This window comes from Ruegeria sp. CK3 (genome assembly GCF_056536565.1).
This window is the reverse complement of the sequence record NZ_JBQFPV010000004.1, coordinates 284,045-303,259: the sequence shown is the minus strand read 5'-3', so window position 1 is coordinate 303,259 and position 19,215 is coordinate 284,045. Positions and strand designations below refer to the sequence as shown.

Below are 19,215 nucleotides of genomic sequence, written 5' to 3'. Positions count from 1 at the left end.
TTCATCTGGCCAAAAATATCTCGGGGGTGAATTGAGCCAACGGCTCAAGAGGGGGCTGGCCCCCTGCCCCGCCCACCAAAGCCGAGGTTCCCTGATATGACCCAGCTCCCCCAATCCACAGACCGCAAAATGGGCCTCGTCATCGACCTCGACACCTGTGTCGGCTGCCACGCCTGCGTGATTTCCTGCAAAGGCTGGAACACCGAAAACTACGGCGCACCCTTGTCTGATCAGGATGCCTATGGCGGCAACCCCTCGGGCACATTCCTTAACCGTGTCCACTCCTACGAGGTCACACCGACCGAGGGCCCCGCCCAACTGGTTCACTTCCCCAAATCCTGCCTGCATTGCGAAGACGCTCCCTGCGTCACGGTCTGCCCAACAGGGGCCAGCTACAAACGCGTCGAGGATGGGATCGTGCTGGTCAACGAAAGCGACTGCATCGGCTGCGGCCTCTGCGCCTGGTCCTGCCCCTATGGCGCGCGGGAAATGGACATGGCCGAGGGCGTAATGAAGAAGTGCACCCTCTGCGTTGATCGCATCTACAACGAAAACCTGCCCGAAGTGGATCGTGTTCCCTCCTGCGTCCGCACCTGCCCAGCCGGCGCTCGACATTTCGGGGACCTCAGTGATCCAGACAGCGACGTCAGCAAGCTGGTCGCTGAACGGGACGGCATGGACCTGATGTCCGAAATGGGCACCAAACCCGTCAACAAATACCTGCCGCCCAGACCCAAGGATCAGATCGAGGACCAGATCGACATTCTGGCCCCACTGCTCGCCCCCATCGCGGAAGAGACCAAAGGGTTCCTTGGCTGGCTTGACAAAACTCTGGAGAAGCTCTGATGCATCCGGCCCCTTCCGTTATCATCTTCACCACCTTGTCCGGCCTCGGATTTGGGCTGCTGTTCTTCCTGGGCCTCGGCATGCCAGACGTTACAGGCTGGGTCGCCTTTGTCTTCTTCCTGATTGCCTACGGGCTGGCCGTCGGCGGATTGCTGGCGTCAACCTTTCACCTCGGTCACCCAGAGCGGGCGTGGAAAGCGTTCACGCAATGGCGCTCAAGCTGGCTCAGCCGCGAGGGCTGGTGCGCGGTGATCGCACTTGTCCTGATGGGCCTGTTCGCAATCGGTTCGGTCTTTCTAGGTGAACGCTGGAGCCTTTTGGGCTGGCTCGGCGCGTTGTTCTCGCTAGCCACGGTGTTCACCACATCAATGATCTACACCCAACTTAAGACGATCCCCCGTTGGAACATGAAACTGACACCGGTCATGTTCCTCAGCTTCAGCCTGGCCGGTGGGGCCTTGATGGCCGGGCAGACCTCGGTCGCTCTACCCTTGCTGTTGATCGCTGCTCTGGTGCAGATTCTGTACTGGCGTCAGGGGGACAAGGCGCTTGCCAACTCGGGGACTGACCTTGGGACAGCAACAGGATTGGGTCAGCGCGGGTCTGTGCGGGCGTTTGAGCCTCCGCATACCGGGACCAACTACTTGCTACGCGAGTTCGTCCACGTGGTTGGCCGTAAACATGCCGAGAAGCTGCGGATCATCTCGTTCCTGCTGGCCTTTGCGCTGCCCGTCGTGTTCATCGCGATCCCGTTAGAAGGGCTCGCGCTAAAACACCTGCTTGCGCTGCTGGCAGTGGTTTCGCACTTGGCTGGGGTTGCCGCGTCACGCTGGCTGTTCTTCGCGCAGGCGGAGCATGTGGTTGGGCTCTACTACGGCAAGCGGTGAGAACCTTTGCAACAAACAAAAAAGGGCGGCGCTCGATATTCGAGGCCGCCCTTTTCATAAGAACGTCTAACTTAGATCAGACCTGCATGCGCCATCGCGGCTTCAATCGCAGCCTTGGTGCTGTCTTCCAGTTCAGTCAGAGGCGAGCGAACTTCGGTGCTGCACAGGCCTAGTTTGCTCAGCGCGTATTTCGCGCCTACCAGGCCGGGCTCGATGAAGATGGCTTCGTGCAGAGGCATCAGGCGGTCCTGATAGTCCAGAGCCTTGGCGTAGTCGCCCGCCAGCGTGGCCTGTTGGAACTCGGCGCAAAGTTTCGGAGCCACGTTGGCCGTGACCGAGATACAGCCTACCCCGCCATGCGCGTTGAAGCCCAACGCGGTGGCGTCTTCGCCCGACAGCTGACAGAAGTCGGTGCCACAGCTTGCTCGCTGCTGGCTGACGCGCGCCAGATCGCCCGTCGCGTCTTTGACACCGACAATCCGTGGCAGCTTTGCCAGTTCACCCATGGTCGCGGGGGTCATGTCGATGACCGAACGGCCCGGGATGTTGTAGATGACGATCGGAATCTCGGCGCAATCGTGCAGGGCGCGGAAATGGGCCAACAGGCCTTTTTGGGTCGGCTTGTTGTAATATGGTGTGACCACCAGTGCCGCATCGGCCCCGACATTCTTGGCAAACTGGACGAATCGAACTGCCTCGACCGTGTTGTTCGAACCTGCGCCCGCAATTATCGGCACCCGACCTGCGGCAGCTTTGACCACTTCGGCCACAACGGTTTCGTGTTCCTCATGGCTCAGCGTCGGGCTTTCGCCGGTGGTGCCCACGGGAACCAGACCGGTCGAACCTTCCTTTATTTGCCACTCTACCAAGTGTTTGAGCGTATCCAGGTCCAACTCGCCGTTGCTGAACGGGGTGACGAGGGCTGGCATCGAGCCTTTGAACATGGGTCGCGCTCCTTGAAGTGCGGTTGCAGTATTTGCGCCATCCTCGCTCACGTTTTTGGCTTTGTGAGTTGATACTGGCGGCGCAAGGTTTATCCTGAATGGCTCTATCCTCGGTTGGTTGGGAAATGCAAGGGATGACACGCGTTCTGGCCTTTTTGGCAACAGTGATTCTGTGTTTTGGGATGCAGGCAAGCGCCGCGCAGGCCGATGCTGCCGGTGATCTGCGCGCCGGGCTGGCCGAAATGCGCAAAGGTGACTGGAACGAAGCGCTAGCGGTTTCTGGCGCACGCGGCTCGGTTACGCGTGACATTATCGTGTGGCATTGGCTGCGAGAGGGCTTTGGCAGCTCAGGCGATGTGCTTGTGTTTCTTGAGCGCCGCCCCGACTGGCCCGGACTGGCCTGGTTGCGCCGCAAGAGCGAGCCGTCCTTTACCGGGGCTGATCCGGATCGAGCGGTGAACTTCTACGCCGATCAGCCGCCGCAAACGGCCGAAGGCGCGCTGAACTATGCTGTTGCCCTAAAAGCCAAAGGTCGGATTGGGGATGCCGAGGCCGATATCGTCACAGCCTGGCGCACCATGCCCATGGGGTCGGGCTTGCAGAAGGACTATCTTGAGAATTTCGGCAAGTTGCTAAAACCGCACCACACTGCTCGACTGGATCGGATGCTGTGGGACAATCATCTGGTCAGCGCCGGGCGTATGCTGCCACTGGTCAGCGCGGATCAGCGCAAGTTGGCGGAAGCCCGCATTGCCCTGCAAAAACGCGAACCGGGCGTGGATGGCAAGATTTCTGCCGTACCCAAGGCTCTGGCAGGGTCTCCGGGCCTGGCGTTTGATCGGTTTGTCTGGCGCGACAAGAAAGAGTTGGACGACAGCGCTATTGATTTGATGCTGGCGCGATCGACCGGCCCAGACGCCTTGGGTGAGCCGGAAAAATGGGCCGAAGGGCGACGCCGACTGGCCCGGCTTGAGATGCGGCAAGGCAGTGCGGCCCGTGCCTATGAGGTTGCCGCCAATCACTACATGACGCCCGAAATGGGTTATGGATACGCCGATCTGGAATGGCTGGCCGGGTTTCTGGCTTTGCGCAAGTTGAACGACCCCGCGACGGCGGTTCGGCATTTCCAAAACTTCGAAGGCGCGGTGAAGTCTCCGATATCACGAGGCCGCGCCGGCTATTGGCTGGGTCGCGCTTACGCGGCACAAGGGGATGCCGAGAAAGCCTATGACGCTTACGCAATGGGTGCAGATTATCAAACGTCTTTCTACGGCATTCTGGCAGCCGAGCAGATCGGGCGACCTTTCGACAGCACCCTCGCCAACCCGCCGCGCGCCGCGCATTGGCGGCAAGCCGAATTTGCGAACTCCAGCGTTTTGGAGGCCGGTCTGCTGCTGCTAAAGGCAGGGGAGGACAATCTCTCCGAACGGTTTCTGACCCACCTGGTCGAAAGCCTCGATACAGCGCAAGCCAATCAGCTGGGCGATCTGGTCATCGAGTTGAAAGAGCCGCATCTGGCCGTGATGATCGCCAAACGCGCCGCGACCACGGGAACGGTTCTACCCGCCGCCTACTACCCTGTGCATCCGGTCGCAGATATCGGCTTGCCAATGGCCAAAGAGATGACCTTGGCCATCGCTCGGCGTGAAAGCGAATTTGATCCCGTTGTGATCAGCGGCGCAGGCGCGCGTGGCTTGATGCAGGTGATGCCAGCGACGGCCAAACTGGTCGCGCAGGAGCTTGGGATTCTAAGTGGGCATCAGACTGGTCGGCTGACCACGGACTGGGAATACAATGCCAAGCTGGGGGCTAACTACCTGTCCAGCCTTGCGGCGGATTTCAACGGCAATGTGGTCATGATGTCCGCCGGGTATAATGCCGGACCACGGCGACCGATCTCATGGATGGAGCGCTATGGCGACCCCCGCGCCGGTGAAGTGGATGTGGTCGACTGGATCGAGACCATCCCTTTCAGCGAAACGCGCAACTATGTGATGCGCGTGACCGAAAGCCTTCCGGTCTACCGCGCGCGTCTGGGGAAACCAGCCCTGCCCGTGCCCTTCTCGCAGGAACTGGCCGGATCAACCCTTGCGGCGTTCGCGCCATAGGGTGAACAGCCCCGCAGCAACAACCAGCCCTGCGCCGATGACGACCTCGGGGCGGAGGACCTCGTTGAAGATCGCGATACCAAGGATCGCGACCCATACCAGATGGAGGTAGGCAAAGGGCTGCACCGCACTGGCCTCGGCCGCCTCATAGCATTTGATCAGCAACCAATGACCAAAGGCCCCGCTGACACAGAGCGTTGCCATCCAGGCCCAGTCCGCCTTTGCCATCGGTTCCCAGAACCACATGCCGACTAGCGTCATGGCAACGGCACCGCTGACGCCGGTCCAGAAAAAACTGGTGGCGGCGCTGTCTCGGCGCGCGGCATAGCGGGTGAGCAGTGAATAGACCGCAAACAGAAAGGCCGAGATCAACGGAATGATCGCCCAGGGGTTAAACACACCGACCCCCGGTTGAAGGATGATCAACACGCCGACGCAGCCGACCCCGATTGCAGTCCAACGCCGCCAGCCCACGCTTTCTCCCAGAACCGGGCCACTGAGAGCCGCGACCAGAAGAGGGTAGCAGATGAAGACCGCCATGCTGTTGATCAGACCTAGCTTGGTGAAGCCGAAAACGGCGACGCAAATCTCAGTCACCAGCAAAACGCCGCGAAAGATCTGGAGTTTCGGCTGGTCGGTACGCGCCGCAGCCTTCAACCCACCCGGAGCGCGGGCCGCCAGTGCGATGACAAAAGCGGCGAAGAACCAGTAGCGGACCATCACCACCATATAAGTGTTATAGGTTCCGGCCAGATGGCGCGATATCCCGTCCTGCAAGGCAAAAACCACTGTTGAGGCGATCATCAGCGCGATCCCGGCCGAGATATTGTTCTGCTGCGTCACGCTTTCACCGCCCGTGTCATATGCCGTTTGCGACCGTAGCCGGGTGCGCGAGTGACCGAAAAACCGGCCTCCTCCAACCCGCGGCGGACAAAGCCTGCCGCGGTGTAGGTGGCCGCGGTGCCGCCCGGTGCCGTGTGATCGGATACCTGCTGCATCAAATCCGCGCCCCAGAGTTCGGGGTTTTTGGCGGGTGAGAAGCCGTCCAGAAACCACGCATCGGCCTTGCCGGTCCAACCCGGCAGCGTCTGACGCGCGTCGCCTTCGATCACCTCAAGGTGCAGCGTGTCGAACTGACAGGACCCGCCGTGCCATTGCGACAGGAAGCGGTCTGCCCAAGGTTGCACCTCGGGGAATGCGGCCAAGGCGCGCGCCATATCCTCGGGGGCCATTGGGAAGGCCTCAAAACTGGTGAACCGCAGTGGGGTGGTCTGGCCTGCGGCCTCCCACGCGGACCAGGCGGTCAGCAAGTTCAGGCCGGTGCCGAAGCCCAGTTCGGCAATATGAAACCCCGGCGCAAAGCGTGCGGGCAGGTCGTTGCCCGACAGAAAGACATGCCGCGTCTCCTCCAACCCGTTCTGCAACGAGAAGTAGGGGTCATTGAACTGGTCCGAAACCGGAATCCTGTCCTCTCTCCATGTCAATTCGGCGTGCTGGTCTGCCATCGGGGAATCCTGTAGCTAAGCGGCGCGACACTGAACAAGGAAGAGGGGTTTGGCAATGGTCGATGTGACGGTACGCGGCGCTGGCATTTTTGGCCTGTCCATCGCCTGGACCTGCGCCCGGCGCGGCGCAAAGGTGCAAGTCGTCGATCCCTTTGGCCCCGGTGCAGGCTCCAGCGGTGGGTTGGTGGGCGCTCTGGCCCCGCATGTGCCCGAGAACTGGAATGCCAAGAAAGCCTTTCAGTTCGATAGCCTGATCATGGCCGAACCCTTTTGGGCGCAGGTCGAAGCGACCGGAGGGGTCTCAGCCGGGTATGGGCGTCTGGGACGTCTGCAACCCATCATGGATGAGCGCACCCTGCAACTGGCGCACCAACGGCATGCCACCGCGCAAGAGCTCTGGCAGGGCCTGGCCGAGTGGCGGGTGCTGGCCACGTCGGAGGCAGGCCAATGGTGCCCACCCAGCCCGACCGGCTATGTCATCCACGACACCCTGACCGCGCGGATGCACCCGCGCCGGGCCTGTGCCGCGCTGGTTGCGGCGCTCTCGGTCATGGGGGTTGAGGTGGTTGGTGAGGCCCCGGACAAGGGCCATGTTCTGCATGCAACAGGTGTCGCCGGATTGCAGGAGCTCAGCCAAAGCTTCGGGAAAACCGTCGGCAATGGCGTCAAGGGACAGGCGGCATTGCTGCGCTTTGATGCGGGCGCGGTGCCGCAGCTTTTTGCAGATGCGATCCATATCGTGCCGCATGCAGACGGCACGCTTGCGATCGGCTCGACCTCGGAGCGGGACTATGATGATCCAAACAGCACCGACGACGCGCTTGAGGATGTAATCGACCGAGCCACCCGCGCCGTTCCCGTGCTGCACGGAGCCGAGGTGATCGAGCGATGGGCCGGTGTCCGCCCTCGCAGCAAAAGCCGCGCTCCGATGCTGGGTGCACACCCGCTCCGCGACGGTCAGTTCATCGCCAATGGTGGCTTCAAGATCGGCTTTGGCATGGCTCCGAAAGTGGCCGAGGTGATGGCGGACCTGATGCTGGACAGTCGCGATGAAATCCCTGAGGACTTTCTGCCCGCAGCGTCACTCTGACCGCGCTTCTGCCTGCATGCACTGTCGCCCGTCGGGGCCTCGAACCCACAGGTCTTGTCCATTGCGGCAGAGTGTGGCCGTCTCGAAATGCAAAAGCGGCGCGGTTGCCCTGAAGGAAAAGTACGTCAGCGGGCCGATCACTTCCTCCGCAAACAGCATTAACAACTGCGCCAATAGCGGCCCGTGTACGACCAGCCCGCCATACCCTTCGACATCGCGCGCATAGTCCAAATCGTAGTGAATCCGGTGGCCGTTGAAAGTAAGCGCAGAGTACCGGAACAATAGGGTGCTGTCGAAGCGCACCTCGCGGCGGTCCGTTTCGTCGCGTCGCGCCACGGGCGGCGTTGGCTTTACCTCATCCAGACCGGGATCTTCTCGATAGACAAGATCCTGCCATTCTGTGACGCCGAGCGCCCCATCCTGCCAGATCTCATGCTTGAGCGTTACAAACCCCAATGGCCCAGTGCGCCCGGTTTTGCGGCTCTGTTTCTCCAGAACGGAATGCCGCTCGGCCTCTGCACCTGCCCGCAGTGGCGTATGGAAATGCAACCGCCCCCCGGCCCACATCCGACGCGGCAGTCCCATGTCCGGGATTAGATCAATCCCGACCCGAGGGTGCCCGTCACGCCCCAGATCAGATGGCCTGCGCGGGGACCAGAAATAAAGCTGATGAAAGAACGGTGGCAACGCAGAACCGTCAGAGATCGTAGGCTCCAACCCCAGCCCAACCTGCAAGGCCGCCGCCCGGGCCGGGTCCATCACATCGCTTTGCCGATCCTCATGCATACCGTATCCGCCTAAAGACGCCCGACCTCAGCCCGCAGTTTTTGCATCAACGCATGTATGGTCTTTTCGTAGCGCTCACTTGTCAGCCGTCCCCCGTCGTCAAACGCGTTGGAGCTGTCGGCCAGATGGACCTCGGGGCCTTGCAGAATGCGCGGTTGGAACGGCACCAAATAGGCGCGAAGGACCATCTGGGCGCGCTCCCCTCCGGCCCGACCCGCCGCGGCGGACATCACCGCAACCGGCTTGTCGGCCCAAGGTTTGCCCGACGTGCGGCTGACCCAGTCCAGAGCATTCTTCAGCACGCCCGACGGCCCCTTGTTGTATTCCGGTGTGGATATAATCACCGCATCCGCTTGCGCGATCTGGTCAGCCAGCGTTTGCACGGCGGCTGGGATGCCCTCACCCTCTTCCAGATCCCCATCATAGAGGGGCAGGTTCAAATCCGCTTCGACAAAGCTGGCAGGATCAAAAAGGCGTGCCGCCTCTCGCAGTAGTTTACGGTTTGTTGCTGACTGACGCAGGGAACCGGACAGGCCAAGAAGGGTCGGTTGGGACATTGCGGGAAACTCCGTTTCAGTGTTTCCCAATAGGTAGACCGAGACGCGCCCGATCCAAACCCCATTTCTTGCACAGATCGTGCGCGCAAAAGGGCAGCCCTAAGACCGCCCGCAATGCACATAGAATTACGAGTTTGCGCTGGGTACGATGACGATCTCGACCCGCCGGTTCTGCGATTTGCCTTCCGGCGTCAGGTTCGAGGCAACCGGGTTGTTTTCACCACGTCCGATGGTGACGATCCGGCTGTAGTTCACACCGTTCGCCTGAAGGACGTCAGCAACCGCATTGGCGCGACGCTCGGACAGGCCTTGGTTATAGGAGGCCTCGCCATCACTGTCGGTGTGACCGATGATCTGCACGTTCGAGTTCGGATAGTTCACGAGGTTCTGACCAACTCGCACCAGATCGGCGCGCAATGCCGGGCGGACCGTCGCACTGTCAGTGTCGAAGGTGATGTCATTGGGAACGGTCACAATCAACCGGTCGCCCGCGTTGACAATGGTGATCCCATCATTGGCCAGCTGCTGACGCAATTCTGCGGCCTGTTTATCAAGTTGGTTGCCGATCAGGCCTCCGCCAGCCGCGCCGATCGCACCGCCTGCCACCGCGCCCAAAAGAGGGTTCGAATTATTCGCGATTGCGCCGACACCAGCACCAACCAAACCACCCAAAACCGCGCCCTGCTTGGCATTCTGATTCGGATCGGAGGGCAGATTCAACGTGCCCGGATCGGTACAGGCCGCCAGAGTCATGGCCGAGCATAGCCCGGTTGCCAGAAAAAACTTGGAAATCGTCATAGTATCACCTTCTGCTCGGGCACCCGTTGATCGGGTTTGCCTTGTTGCAGATCAGTATATCACGGCAGCGTTGCGCGGGCTCAAGCAACAAAGCGGTGAAGTCGGCGAATCCCCGCCCATACCGGTTCAGACGGTCTGCGCGGCCGGATCTTTGCCCTCCTGCTCGTTCCACAAATCCCGGAGCGAACTGCCTTGGCCTCGGAAACTCTGGCCCGTGTCTTCACAGGCCCAGATACGGTCCGTCCGGAAATGCCGGAACCCGCCCCGCAGCTCGCACCACCCGGCCAGCATCGTGCATTCGATGTGGTAGATCAGAGCCACGGGCCGAATGACCCGTTCCGAGCGTTCGCCCGCACCGTTGACATAGGTGATGCGCAGTTTCTGCTCGGCCCGTATCGCTTCGCGGTAACTGGCCACAGGGATGCATCCTTTCGCGGGATCATCAACCGGCGCACCCCAGGTCGAGACCTGCAGCCAATCGGCAGGACAATGGAGCGCGTCGATCTTGTCACAGATGCGCCGCGCTGCCCGTTGCAGATGACTGTCCCCGGTGCGCGCCAGCATCGACAGCCCGACCCACAGCGCCTCAACCTCTTCGGCGTCGAAATTCAGTGGCGGCAGATCATAGCCGCGCCGCATCAGATAGCCCACGCCTGCCTCGCCCTCGATCGGTGTGCGCTGCGCCTGTAGCTCGGCAATATCGCGGTAGACCGTGCGCGTGGACACCTCGAGCTTTTCGGCCAGTTGATCGGCCGTCACGGGCGCATCTGCGGCCCTGAGCATCTGGATGATTTCGAACAACCGGGTCGAGCGGCTCATGTCGGGGTCTCCTGTCAAACTGCTGACAGCCTAGCACATCCCCCTGACAAGGGGGTGTCAGGAGTGGTGCGCGAGATTGGGTCAGATTTCAAAAAATCGGAGGCCCGATATGCCCAATCTGGACAACCATGTTCTGATGCAGCTGAAACTTGAACGCTGGTCGCAGGATCACACCCTTCGCGCCTATGAGATCGAGCGTGAACTAGCCGCAGATCGACACCTCGCACAACCCGCGCGCCGCAAAAGATCGCGTAGGTTTTCTCTCGGGAACCTGAAACTGTTGTGGACCAACGTGGCCTGAACCTAGAAATCCGCCTTGGCACGAAACTTCATCGCAACGCCCCCTTCGGGGCTTTTCAGGCGCAATTCCTCGGAATGCAGCATGAGGCGTGGGAAATCGCGCGCTGCGCCTTCGGCGTAAAACGGGTCACCCAGAATCGGGTGGCCCAAGGCCAGCATGTGAACGCGCAACTGATGCGAGCGGCCGGTTTTCGGAAACAGACGCACGCGCGTCGTATCACTTTCGTATTTGACAACACGCCAATCCGTGACGGCTTGCTTGCCTGTATCATGACACACCATCTGACGCGGTCGGTTCGGCCAGTCGACGATCAGCGGCAGATCAACCGTGCCCGTCTTGGCCTCCAGCCGCCCCCAAACGCGGGCTATGTAGGTTTTGCGGGTCTGGCGCTGCTCGAACTGCATGCTCAGATTGCGTTGCGCGTGGGGCGTCTGCGCAAAGGCCATCACGCCCGAGGTGTCCCGGTCCAACCGATGCACCAGCAGGGCCTGCGGAAAAACCGCCTGTACGCGGGTTAGCAGACAATCCGCCAAATGCGCACCGCGCCCCGGCACCGACAACAAGCCCGAGGGCTTGTTCACCACAATCAGTTGCGCATCTTCATGCAGCACATCCAGCGGTGTCTGGGGGGGATCGTAGGTCTCGCTCATGCCCGCGTGCCTATCCCACAGCGCCACTTCCCGCAACGTCGTCCTTGCGTGCGGGGCGCGTATCGTGAACCGTTGAGGCAAAAGGGGAGAGGACATGCATCCAACAATCGAACGCATGCAAGAGGTTGTCGCCAAAGGGGACGAAGCCCTCATCCATGAGCTTTTGGCCGAGGACGTCCGCTTCATGCCGCCCACATACTACAGTACATGGACCGGCCGCGCGCCGGTTGCGGCGGTGTTGGGCCATGTGGGCAAGGTATTTTCCGACTTTCGCTACCGACGGATCATGGGTAGCGGCAATGACTGGGCGCTCGAGTTTCAATGCAAGGTCGGTGAGCTGGATGCCGTTGGCGTGGACCTGATCACACTAAACGACGACGGTTTGATCCAGCAATTCGAGGTCGTCATGCGCCCTCACAAGACCATTGGTGCCCTGCGTGAGGCGATGATGGCCCGTGTGATGACCGACCCGCGGTTTCTGGAATTCAAATCCGCCCTAAGCTGATCATGTCAAATCCGCTTGCCGCCGATCAGATTCTGCGTGTGCCCCTGCTGCCAGTTCTGGCGGCGCAGGGCTGGGCTGTGCGCCGCAAAGCCCAGTTGCTGCCGGAACCAATCGGGCCGCGCGAAGGGCGAACGGGCCGTGGGCCTCGCCTGCGCCTGTTGATTGCGGGCGACAGTTCTGCCGCCGGCGTAGGCGCGGGCACGCAAGAACAGGCGCTGTCAGGCCATTTGGTCAAACACTTGGCGCGGCATCACTCGGTCGAATGGCGGCTTGAGGCAACAACCGGAAACACGACCCGAGACACGCTTGAGAGGTTGCAAGCGATTGATGGCACATTCGATGCGGTAGTCACCGCGCTCGGCGTGAACGACGTGACCCGAGGCGTAACCTACAAACGTTTCGTTGAACGGCAAAACCAGTTGGCCAGGATGCTGACCCAACGCTTCGGTGCGCGACGCGTTGTGGTGACAGCAGTGCCACAGATGAATCGATTTCCGTCCCTACCCCATCCATTGGCTTGGGTATTGGGTCGACAATCCGCGCGCCTGGATCGTGGTCTGCAACAGGTCGTTGCCGCCCATCCTCAACTTCGACACTTGTCTCTGGCTTTACCGGATGATCCGGCTCTGGCTGCGCCGGATGGATATCACCCCAGCCCCAAAACCTATGCGATTTGGGCCGAAAACGCCGCGCGTCTTCTGCTTCAGGCTTGAGCCCTCGCCTGTCGGATCATCGGGATCGAATACACCACAAGCGCCGCCCAGATCAGAGGGAAGGCAATCATGCGGGCCCGGTCGATCTGTTCTCCGAACACGGCGACGGCGGTGATGAAGATCATGGTGGGCGCGATGTATTGCAGGATGCCCATCGTCGACAGCCTGACGAGTTTGGCCCCATTGGCATAGACCAGCAAAGGCACCGCGGTCACGACACCAGCGCAGGACAATAGGAACGTATCCGACGCCAACACCCCAAAATGCCCAGTCCCCTGAAAACCCAGCCACGTCACATAGGCGATCGCGGGGATCAAAAGGATCAAAACCTCAAGCAGAAACCCCTGATTGGGGCCAATCGGCAGAGACCTTTTAAAGAATGCATAGAAACCCCAACTCACCATCAAACCCAGCGCTGCCCAGGGAAGGCGACCAGCCTCGACCACCAGAACCAGAACACCCAAAGCTGCCAGCCCGACAGCAACCAGCTGCATGCGCGTCAGAGGTTCTCGCAGCAACACTGCGCCCAAGGCGATACTGAACAAAGGGTTGATATAATACCCTAGCGCCGCATCCAGCGCATGACCGGTTGAGATCGCCCAGACATAAATCGCCCAGTTCACCGAGATCAGCGCCGCCGTCAAAGCCGCCATTCCCAACATCTTGGGATTGCCCAACGCCGCCCTAAGGTCTCGGGTCCGCCCCAGAATGACCAGAAGAAGCCCTGCCACCGGCACCGACCAGATGACACGATGCGCCACAACCTCAACCGGGCCAATATGGCTGAGGGCTTTCATGTAAAGCGGCAGGAAACCCCACATGACATAGGCAGAAACCGCCAACACAAACCCTTTTGGGGTGTCCGCATTTTGTGAAGTTGAGGAGGCAGTCGCCACGGGAAATCTCCGACAAGTATCGGACCCATTTACGGCAGTTCCGGAAGGGTTGAAAACTCTGAAAACGGTGAAGTCGCACATAACGAATTGTGATGGGTCGACTTTGAAACCGCGCTATTTTGCGAGGCTCTGCCTCGCGCTCCGGGATATTTTTAGCCAGATGAAGACCGGATCCCCTGCTTCATCTGGCCCTAAATATCCCGGGGGAGTCGCGGCTTGCCGCGGCGGGGGCAGAGCCCCCCTGCTCTGCGGGTTAAACTTTCACGCGCTCGGACTTGGGATCATACATGGGCTTCAAAGACGCCTCGGCATTCACTTTGACACCGCAAACGTCAATCTCGTAGCTCGACCCCAGCACATCCGCAACTTTTTCGCCTTCACACGGCACATAGCCCAGACCGATAGCACCACCCAGAGTGTGGCCGTAGTTGCCGGAACTCAGGTAGCCGACATATTCACCATCGCGCACGATAGGTTCGTTGTGGAACAACAGCGGCTCTGCATCCGTCAGCTTGAATTGCACGAGGCGGTTTTTGGGGCCGCTCTCTTTCCTCGCAATCACGGCTTCGCGACCGATGAAGTCGCAGCCCTTGTCGACCTTGACGGCAAAGCCCAGCCCTGCATCAACCACGTGGTCTTCACAGGTGATGTCATGCCCAAAATGGCGGAAGCCCTTTTCGATGCGGCAGCTGTCCATCATGTGCATGCCGCACAGCTTCAGACCCATATCCTGCCCGGCTGCGTGCAGCGTCTCGAAGGCATGACCCGCCATGTCCGACGAGACATAGATCTCCCACCCCAGCTCTCCTACATAGGTGACACGGTGCGCGCGGGCGAGGCCCATGCCAAGCTCGATCTCTTGCGCGGTACCAAATGGGTTGGCCGCGTTCGAGAAATCGTTGGGCGAGACCTTTTCGAGCAAAGCGCGCGCGTTCGGTCCCATGATGGCCAGAACGCCTTCGCCGGCGGTCACATCCGTGATGACCACGTTGAATTTTCCCGCGTGGCGCTGCATCCATGATTGATCTGCCAGACGGGTCGCGGCTGGCGTGACGACTAAATAGGCGGTCTCGGTCAGGCGGGTCACGGTTACGTCGGCCTCGATCCCGCCGGTGCGGTTCAGGAACTGGGTGTAGACAATCTTGCCATTCGGCACCGAGTAGTCGCCACCGCCGATATAGTTCATGAATGCCTCGGCGTCGGGGCCTTCGACGCGGATTTTCCCGAAGGAGGACATGTCATACATGCCAACATTCTCGCGCACGGCGCGGTGTTCTGCAGCAGAGTTTTCGAACCAGTTCTGACGCTTCCAGCTATATTGGTATTCGCGTTCCTGCCCGTCATTGGCGAACCAGTTGGCGCGTTCCCAACCGGCCAATTCCCCCATGACTGCGCCTTGCTCCAGCAGGTGATGGTGGAACGGGGTTCGCCGCACGCCGCGCGCGGTGGCTTTCTGACGGTAAGGGAAGTGATCAGCGTAGAGCAGGCCCAGAGTCTCTTTCGAGCGTTCGAACAGGTACTGCTTGTTGCCTTGGAACGGCTGCATCCGGCTGATGTCGACATCGCCCAGATCAAACGGCTTCTCACCGCTGTCCATCCATTCGGCCAGCGCCATGCCCGCGCCACCGGCCGACTGGATACCAATGGAGTTAAAGCCCGCCGCGACCCAGACATTGTCCATCTCGGGCGCAAGACCCAAGTGATAGGCATCATCAGGAGTGAAAGATTCAGGTCCGTTGAAGAAGGTGTGAATCCCGGCTTCGGCCAGCATCGGCATACGGTTCACCGCCGCTTCGAGGATCGGTTCAAAATGGTCGAAATCCTCGGGCAGTTGATCGAACTCAAAGCTGTCGGAGATACCATTCATGCCCCAAGGCTTGGCGTTCGGTTCAAACGCACCCAGCAGGATTTTGCCCGCGTCTTCCTTGTAGTAGGCGCATTCATCCGGGACACGCAGCACCGGCAGCTGAGTCAGGCCATCGATGCCCTCGGTCACGATGTAGAAATGCTCGCAGGCATGCAGCGGAACGTTCACGCCCGCCATGCGACCCACTTCGTGGCCCCACATCCCGGCGCAGTTCACCACCATATCGCATTCGATATGGCCTGAGGCGCTGCCGTCGTCGGCAACCCAGTCAACACCGGTGACCTTGCGCCCTTGCTTGACAACATCGGTGACCTTCACGCGCTCTTTCACGATGCCACCGCGCTGGCGCGCGCCCTTGGCCAGCGCCAGCGCGATATTCGCCGGGTCACCCTGCCCGTCCAACGGCAGATACACAGCCCCTTTGACGTCTTCGATGTTGAGATGGGGATACAGCTCGGCTACGCGCTCGTTCGAGATCTCTTCGACCTCAACGCCAAAGGCGCGGGCCATGGCGGCCTGGCGGTAGATCTCTTCCTTGCGCTCATCGGTCAGCGCGACGGTGATTGAGCCACAGCGTTTGAAACCTGTCGCAACGCCGGTTTCTTCCTCGAGCGAGCCGTAGAGCTCCTGACTGTACTTCGCCAGCTTGGTCATGTTCGCCGTCGCGCGTAGCTGGGCGATCAGACCGGCCGCATGCCAGGTGGTACCGCTGGTCAGTTGCTTTCGTTCAAGCAGCACAACATCTTTCCAGCCCTTCTTGGTCAGGTGATAGGCAACCGAGCATCCGATCACGCCGCCGCCGATGATGACCACGCGGGCCTTGCTGGGAAGATCAACCATAGTGAAGACTCCGTTCGTTCAGGTTTGTCCCTGAATGGCATGAAAAATCGGCGCGGAATCCATCAAAAACGTCATCGCATCCGCAAAAATCATCTCTGCGCGGCTTGTCTCTTTTGTTGGCGCATCACAAAGGGCGTCACACCGAAAAAACTCCGGTAAACTGATGAGAACCCGTTCGGGAAACCGCAGGCCAAACCTATTTCGCGCACGCTCATGGTGGTGTTCAGCAAAAGATTGTTCGCTTTGGCCAACCGCATTTCTCGATAGAACCCGTTGGGTGTGGTCCCGAAGAACGCTTTGAACTTCCGCTCGAGCGATCGATTCGAGATATTAAGGCTGTCCACGAGATCCTGGATCGGCAAAGGGTCTTCGATGTTGGCCTGCATAAGCTTGATGCAATGATCCAGTTTCTTGTCCCCAGTCGCTGTGTTTTTCGCGCCCGAGAACGGCTGCATCGACGAAAAATCGCGGATGTTTTCATGCAGCATGACGTCCGCCACGGTCAATTGCGTGGGCCCCGAGATATGCCGCCCGATCACGACCAGTGCGATATCGGTGGTGGCCCCCATACCTGCACAGGTGACGACTGCGCCGCGCTCGGTCGCGATGGACAGTTTCGCCTCGAATCGCGCGCCGCGTTCCCGCAGGAATGAGGCGTTTTCCCAATGGGTTGCCAGATCAGCGGTGCCCTGTTCGTCGATATACCGGCTTGCCGCTTCGGCCAGCAAAAACACCTGTGCGCCGCGATAGGTATAGTTCGACACCACCCGGCCCAAAGACAAGTCAGGGTGATCCGGATCCGAGTTGCCAATCACAAACAGATAGGTGGCATCGGGTTGGTTCGGGATGGTTTCGGTCTGAACCGTTGCGTCGCTGCTGCTGGCGATTGGACCGCCACGCAGGGACCGGTAGGTATAGGTGAACGGCGGCGTTGCAGACACCCGATTGGAAATCCGTAGAACATCTACCAGCGACGCGAGTTCCAGCAGCACAAAGCCCGGCGCCACCAGAATGTCGAAATGCACGGGGCTGGTCGGACGCGTGGTGGGGGCTGGCGATAGTGTCTCGGACATACCGTTCCCTTGTCGGTTCAGACGATCCGATGACCGGCTGATTCCAGGCGACGCGCGAGGGCCTCGATATGATCCGGGCCGATCTCGCAGCATCCGCCAACGATTGTTGCGCCTTGGTCGACCCAGGCCATCGCGTGGTCGGCATAGGCCTCGGGGCTTAGGTCGTGGCGCTGTGCGAGACTATCAACCGTGGGAGCGTCTTGCAAAAACCCCTCGGCGATATGCGTGAAGCCGTTGGCATAGGCGCCGTAGGGCAGCCCCATCCCTGACAATATCTCAAGCCCGGCTGGCACCGCTTCGGGACGGGTGCAGTTGATCAACACCGCTTGCGGATTGTAACGCTCGACCAAGGGGGCAATCTGATCCAAAGGCTCGCCGGATCGCAGACGCGTTCCGTCCTCATCCATCGGAGACAGGGCCAGCCACACAGGTTTCCCGCAGCCAGCAGTGCCCCTCAGGGCGCCTTCGGCCTCCATCACCGACGAGACGGTTTCGATCAGGATCAGGTCCACACCATCCCCCATAAGCGCGACCAGTTCAGCGAATTTGCGTCCGGCCTCCTCCGGATCAGGCTCGAGATCGGGTCTGTAGGAGGCCAATAGCGGCCCGAGCGCTCCGGCAATGCGCCCGCCATTCCCTGCGCGCGCCAGATCGGCCTGAGACACGGCGGTGTGGATCAATTGCGCCAACTGGTCCTCGATCCCTTCGCGCACAAGGCGCGAGCGGTGGACGGCATAGGTGTTGGTTGTCGCAACTGTGGCCCCGCGCCGGAAGTATTCGGCATGAACCTCGCGCACCAATTCCGGTTGATCCATCATCACCCGCGTCGACCAGAGCGGCGTCGGTTGATTACCGCTGCGATTGACCAGCTCCTGCCCGATCGAGCCATCTAACAGAGTAATTTCGGCCATGTCATAAACTCCTTACGGGATCAGCACCAATTTCCCCGGCAACGCTTTGGATTGGAAATCCTCTTGTGCCTTAGCAATATCCCTTAGGGGATAGGTGCGGGAAATCAAAGGCTTGATCCGACCGGCATTCATCAGCTCAGCCAGACGGCCAAACACCTCAGGCGATTGGTGAGTGCAGCCGTGAATGGTAATATCGCGCAGGTAGATGTCGCGCAGATCGGCCTGCACCATCGGGCCTGCAATCGCACCTGATACAGCGTAGTGCCCGCCGGGTTTCAGGGCCAGCACGAGGCGCGCCCATTTAGGGCCTCCAACCACGTCAATCGCGACGTCGAACATGTCTGCAGGTAACGCAGCATCGCGATCAAAGGTCTCAACCGCGCCTTGGGATTTCACAACCTCGGCCTTGGCGGCACCGGTTATGCCCCAGACGGACGCGCCGCGCAGGCGAGCCAGTTGCACCGCCGCCAGACCGACACCGCCCGAAGCGCCCGTGATCAGCACCTTGTGGCCAGCGGTGACCCCGGCGCGGGTCAAAAGGTTCTCGGCCGTGCCAAAGGCGCAGGGAATGGCCGCGATCTCGGTATCTGACAATGGCGAGGCAGAGACATCGTAGAGATCATTCGCTTCGACCAGACAGTATTGGGCAAAGGCGCCATCAATCTCAGAGCCTAAGGCAATAAACCCCTGTGGATGGCCAGGTCGCGGGCGCGGCAGATTGATCGGGCAGGTCACGCGCTGACCGGGTTGAAACCCTGAACCCGGACCGGCTGCTTCGACAATGCCGCACAGGTCGCCGCCTTGAATTCGAGGGAATTGAAGCGCGCCGCCCCACCCTCCGGCATCGATATCCTGATCGACGTCATCGGTGGCCCCGGTCACGTCCGAAGAGTACCACCCGACCCGCGTATTGATATCGGTGTTGTTGACCCCGGCAGCTGCGACGCGGACCAGAACCTGCCCGGGACCGGGCGTTGGAACGGGAATATCCTCGCGCCACTGCAAAGCCTCCGGCCCGCCGTGATGAGTGAGGTAAACGCCGGACATATGTGCAGGGATCGTCATTTCAGCCTTCCGATTTGGACTTTGGTGAAAGGCAGACTGGGGCCCGCCATGGGC

General features: G+C 60.4%; 20 protein-coding genes. 7 read left to right on the top strand and 13 right to left on the bottom strand.

Annotated features, from left to right (window positions below):
• Positions 1-96: 96 nt before the first annotated feature.
• Both ACR0C3_RS07360 and ACR0C3_RS07355 read left to right on the top strand, forming a co-directional pair.
• Positions 97-846 (top strand): 4Fe-4S dicluster domain-containing protein, encoded by a 750-nt coding sequence (locus ACR0C3_RS07360; protein ID WP_480757911.1) that lies wholly within the window; start codon positions 97-99, stop codon positions 844-846.
• Positions 846-1,733 carry a dimethyl sulfoxide reductase anchor subunit family protein gene (locus ACR0C3_RS07355; RefSeq protein ID WP_480757910.1) on the top strand — a complete coding sequence of 296 codons (888 nt, stop codon included), beginning with the start codon at positions 846-848 and terminating at the stop codon, positions 1,731-1,733. Before ACR0C3_RS07360 ends, ACR0C3_RS07355 begins: the two co-directional genes overlap by 1 nt.
• 71 nt (positions 1,734-1,804) lie before the next feature.
• On the opposite strand, the gene dapA is transcribed toward ACR0C3_RS07355, so the two are convergent.
• The gene (gene dapA / locus ACR0C3_RS07350) at positions 1,805-2,677 is read right to left on the bottom strand and encodes a 4-hydroxy-tetrahydrodipicolinate synthase (protein ID WP_480757909.1); all 873 of its coding nucleotides are present in this window, start codon (positions 2,675-2,677) and stop codon (positions 1,805-1,807) included.
• A 134-nt stretch (positions 2,678-2,811) separates the two neighbouring features.
• Here dapA and ACR0C3_RS07345 point away from each other — a divergent pair, with 134 nt between their 5' ends.
• Positions 2,812-4,785, top strand: a complete 1,974-nt coding sequence (locus ACR0C3_RS07345) for a lytic transglycosylase domain-containing protein (RefSeq protein ID WP_480757943.1) — start codon at positions 2,812-2,814, stop codon at positions 4,783-4,785.
• On the opposite strand, the gene ACR0C3_RS07340 is transcribed toward ACR0C3_RS07345, so the two are convergent.
• Both ACR0C3_RS07340 and mnmC2 read right to left on the bottom strand, forming a co-directional pair.
• Positions 4,759-5,628 (bottom strand): DMT family transporter, encoded by an 870-nt coding sequence (locus tag ACR0C3_RS07340; RefSeq protein WP_480757908.1) that lies wholly within the window; start codon positions 5,626-5,628, stop codon positions 4,759-4,761. The genes ACR0C3_RS07345 and ACR0C3_RS07340 overlap by 27 nt on opposite strands.
• Complete coding sequence (gene mnmC2 / locus ACR0C3_RS07335) at positions 5,625-6,290, bottom strand: tRNA (5-methylaminomethyl-2-thiouridine)(34)-methyltransferase MnmC2 (protein ID WP_480757907.1); 666 nt, start codon at positions 6,288-6,290, stop codon at positions 5,625-5,627. Before mnmC2 ends, ACR0C3_RS07340 begins: the two co-directional genes overlap by 4 nt.
• Before the next feature lie 55 nt (positions 6,291-6,345).
• On the opposite strand from mnmC2, the gene ACR0C3_RS07330 reads away from it, so the two are divergent.
• The gene (locus ACR0C3_RS07330) at positions 6,346-7,380 is read left to right on the top strand and encodes an NAD(P)/FAD-dependent oxidoreductase (protein WP_480757906.1); all 1,035 of its coding nucleotides are present in this window, start codon (positions 6,346-6,348) and stop codon (positions 7,378-7,380) included.
• Here ACR0C3_RS07330 and ACR0C3_RS07325 read toward each other — a convergent pair.
• The 4 genes from ACR0C3_RS07325 to ACR0C3_RS07310 all read right to left on the bottom strand — a co-directional run bounded on the left by ACR0C3_RS07325 (position 7,372) and on the right by ACR0C3_RS07310 (position 10,340).
• Complete coding sequence (locus ACR0C3_RS07325; RefSeq protein ID WP_480757905.1) at positions 7,372-8,166, bottom strand: HTD2 family dehydratase; 795 nt, start codon at positions 8,164-8,166, stop codon at positions 7,372-7,374. The two genes, ACR0C3_RS07330 and ACR0C3_RS07325, sit on opposite strands and share 9 nt — an antisense overlap.
• A gap of 11 nt (positions 8,167-8,177) precedes the next feature.
• Positions 8,178-8,723: an NADPH-dependent FMN reductase gene (locus ACR0C3_RS07320; RefSeq protein ID WP_170552461.1), complete on the bottom strand. Its 546-nt coding sequence runs from the start codon at positions 8,721-8,723 to the stop codon at positions 8,178-8,180.
• Positions 8,724-8,849: 126 nt separating this feature from the next.
• Positions 8,850-9,521 carry a YiaD family glycine zipper/OmpA-like lipoprotein gene (locus ACR0C3_RS07315; protein ID WP_170375492.1) on the bottom strand — a complete coding sequence of 224 codons (672 nt, stop codon included), beginning with the start codon at positions 9,519-9,521 and terminating at the stop codon, positions 8,850-8,852.
• Between the two features lie 126 nt (positions 9,522-9,647).
• Positions 9,648-10,340, bottom strand: a complete 693-nt coding sequence (locus ACR0C3_RS07310; protein WP_170375494.1) for a helix-turn-helix transcriptional regulator — start codon at positions 10,338-10,340, stop codon at positions 9,648-9,650.
• Between the two features lie 109 nt (positions 10,341-10,449).
• Between ACR0C3_RS07310 and ACR0C3_RS07305 the strand changes: the two genes are divergently transcribed.
• Entirely contained in the window at positions 10,450-10,641 is a 192-nt protein-coding gene (locus ACR0C3_RS07305) for a hypothetical protein (RefSeq protein ID WP_480757904.1), read from the top strand.
• 2 nt (positions 10,642-10,643) lie between these two features.
• Here ACR0C3_RS07305 and ACR0C3_RS07300 read toward each other — a convergent pair whose 3' ends face one another.
• Positions 10,644-11,291, bottom strand: coding sequence for an RluA family pseudouridine synthase (locus ACR0C3_RS07300; protein WP_480757903.1), 648 nt, complete (start codon positions 11,289-11,291; stop codon positions 10,644-10,646).
• Positions 11,292-11,385: 94 nt separating this feature from the next.
• Between ACR0C3_RS07300 and ACR0C3_RS07295 the strand changes: the two genes are divergently transcribed.
• Both ACR0C3_RS07295 and ACR0C3_RS07290 read left to right on the top strand, forming a co-directional pair.
• The gene (locus tag ACR0C3_RS07295) at positions 11,386-11,796 is read left to right on the top strand and encodes a nuclear transport factor 2 family protein (RefSeq protein WP_480757902.1); all 411 of its coding nucleotides are present in this window, start codon (positions 11,386-11,388) and stop codon (positions 11,794-11,796) included.
• 2 nt (positions 11,797-11,798) lie between these two features.
• Positions 11,799-12,509: an SGNH/GDSL hydrolase family protein gene (locus ACR0C3_RS07290; RefSeq protein WP_480757901.1), complete on the top strand. Its 711-nt coding sequence runs from the start codon at positions 11,799-11,801 to the stop codon at positions 12,507-12,509.
• Here the strand turns inward: ACR0C3_RS07290 and rarD are convergent.
• From rarD to ACR0C3_RS07265, 5 genes are all read right to left on the bottom strand, one after another.
• Complete coding sequence (gene rarD, locus ACR0C3_RS07285) at positions 12,500-13,405, bottom strand: EamA family transporter RarD (RefSeq protein ID WP_480757900.1); 906 nt, start codon at positions 13,403-13,405, stop codon at positions 12,500-12,502. The two genes, ACR0C3_RS07290 and rarD, sit on opposite strands and share 10 nt — an antisense overlap.
• 253 nt (positions 13,406-13,658) lie before the next feature.
• On the bottom strand, positions 13,659-16,112 hold the full coding sequence (locus ACR0C3_RS07280; RefSeq protein WP_480757899.1) for a GcvT family protein: 2,454 nt from the start codon (positions 16,110-16,112) through the stop codon (positions 13,659-13,661).
• Between the two features lie 89 nt (positions 16,113-16,201).
• Positions 16,202-17,185, bottom strand: coding sequence for a GlxA family transcriptional regulator (locus ACR0C3_RS07275; RefSeq protein ID WP_480757898.1), 984 nt, complete (start codon positions 17,183-17,185; stop codon positions 16,202-16,204).
• Positions 17,186-17,202: 17 nt separating this feature from the next.
• Positions 17,203-18,096 carry a homocysteine S-methyltransferase family protein gene (locus ACR0C3_RS07270; protein ID WP_480757897.1) on the bottom strand — a complete coding sequence of 298 codons (894 nt, stop codon included), beginning with the start codon at positions 18,094-18,096 and terminating at the stop codon, positions 17,203-17,205.
• A 12-nt stretch (positions 18,097-18,108) separates the two neighbouring features.
• The gene (locus ACR0C3_RS07265; RefSeq protein ID WP_170690658.1) at positions 18,109-19,161 is read right to left on the bottom strand and encodes an alcohol dehydrogenase family protein; all 1,053 of its coding nucleotides are present in this window, start codon (positions 19,159-19,161) and stop codon (positions 18,109-18,111) included.
• Between the last annotated feature and the right edge of the window lie 54 nt (positions 19,162-19,215).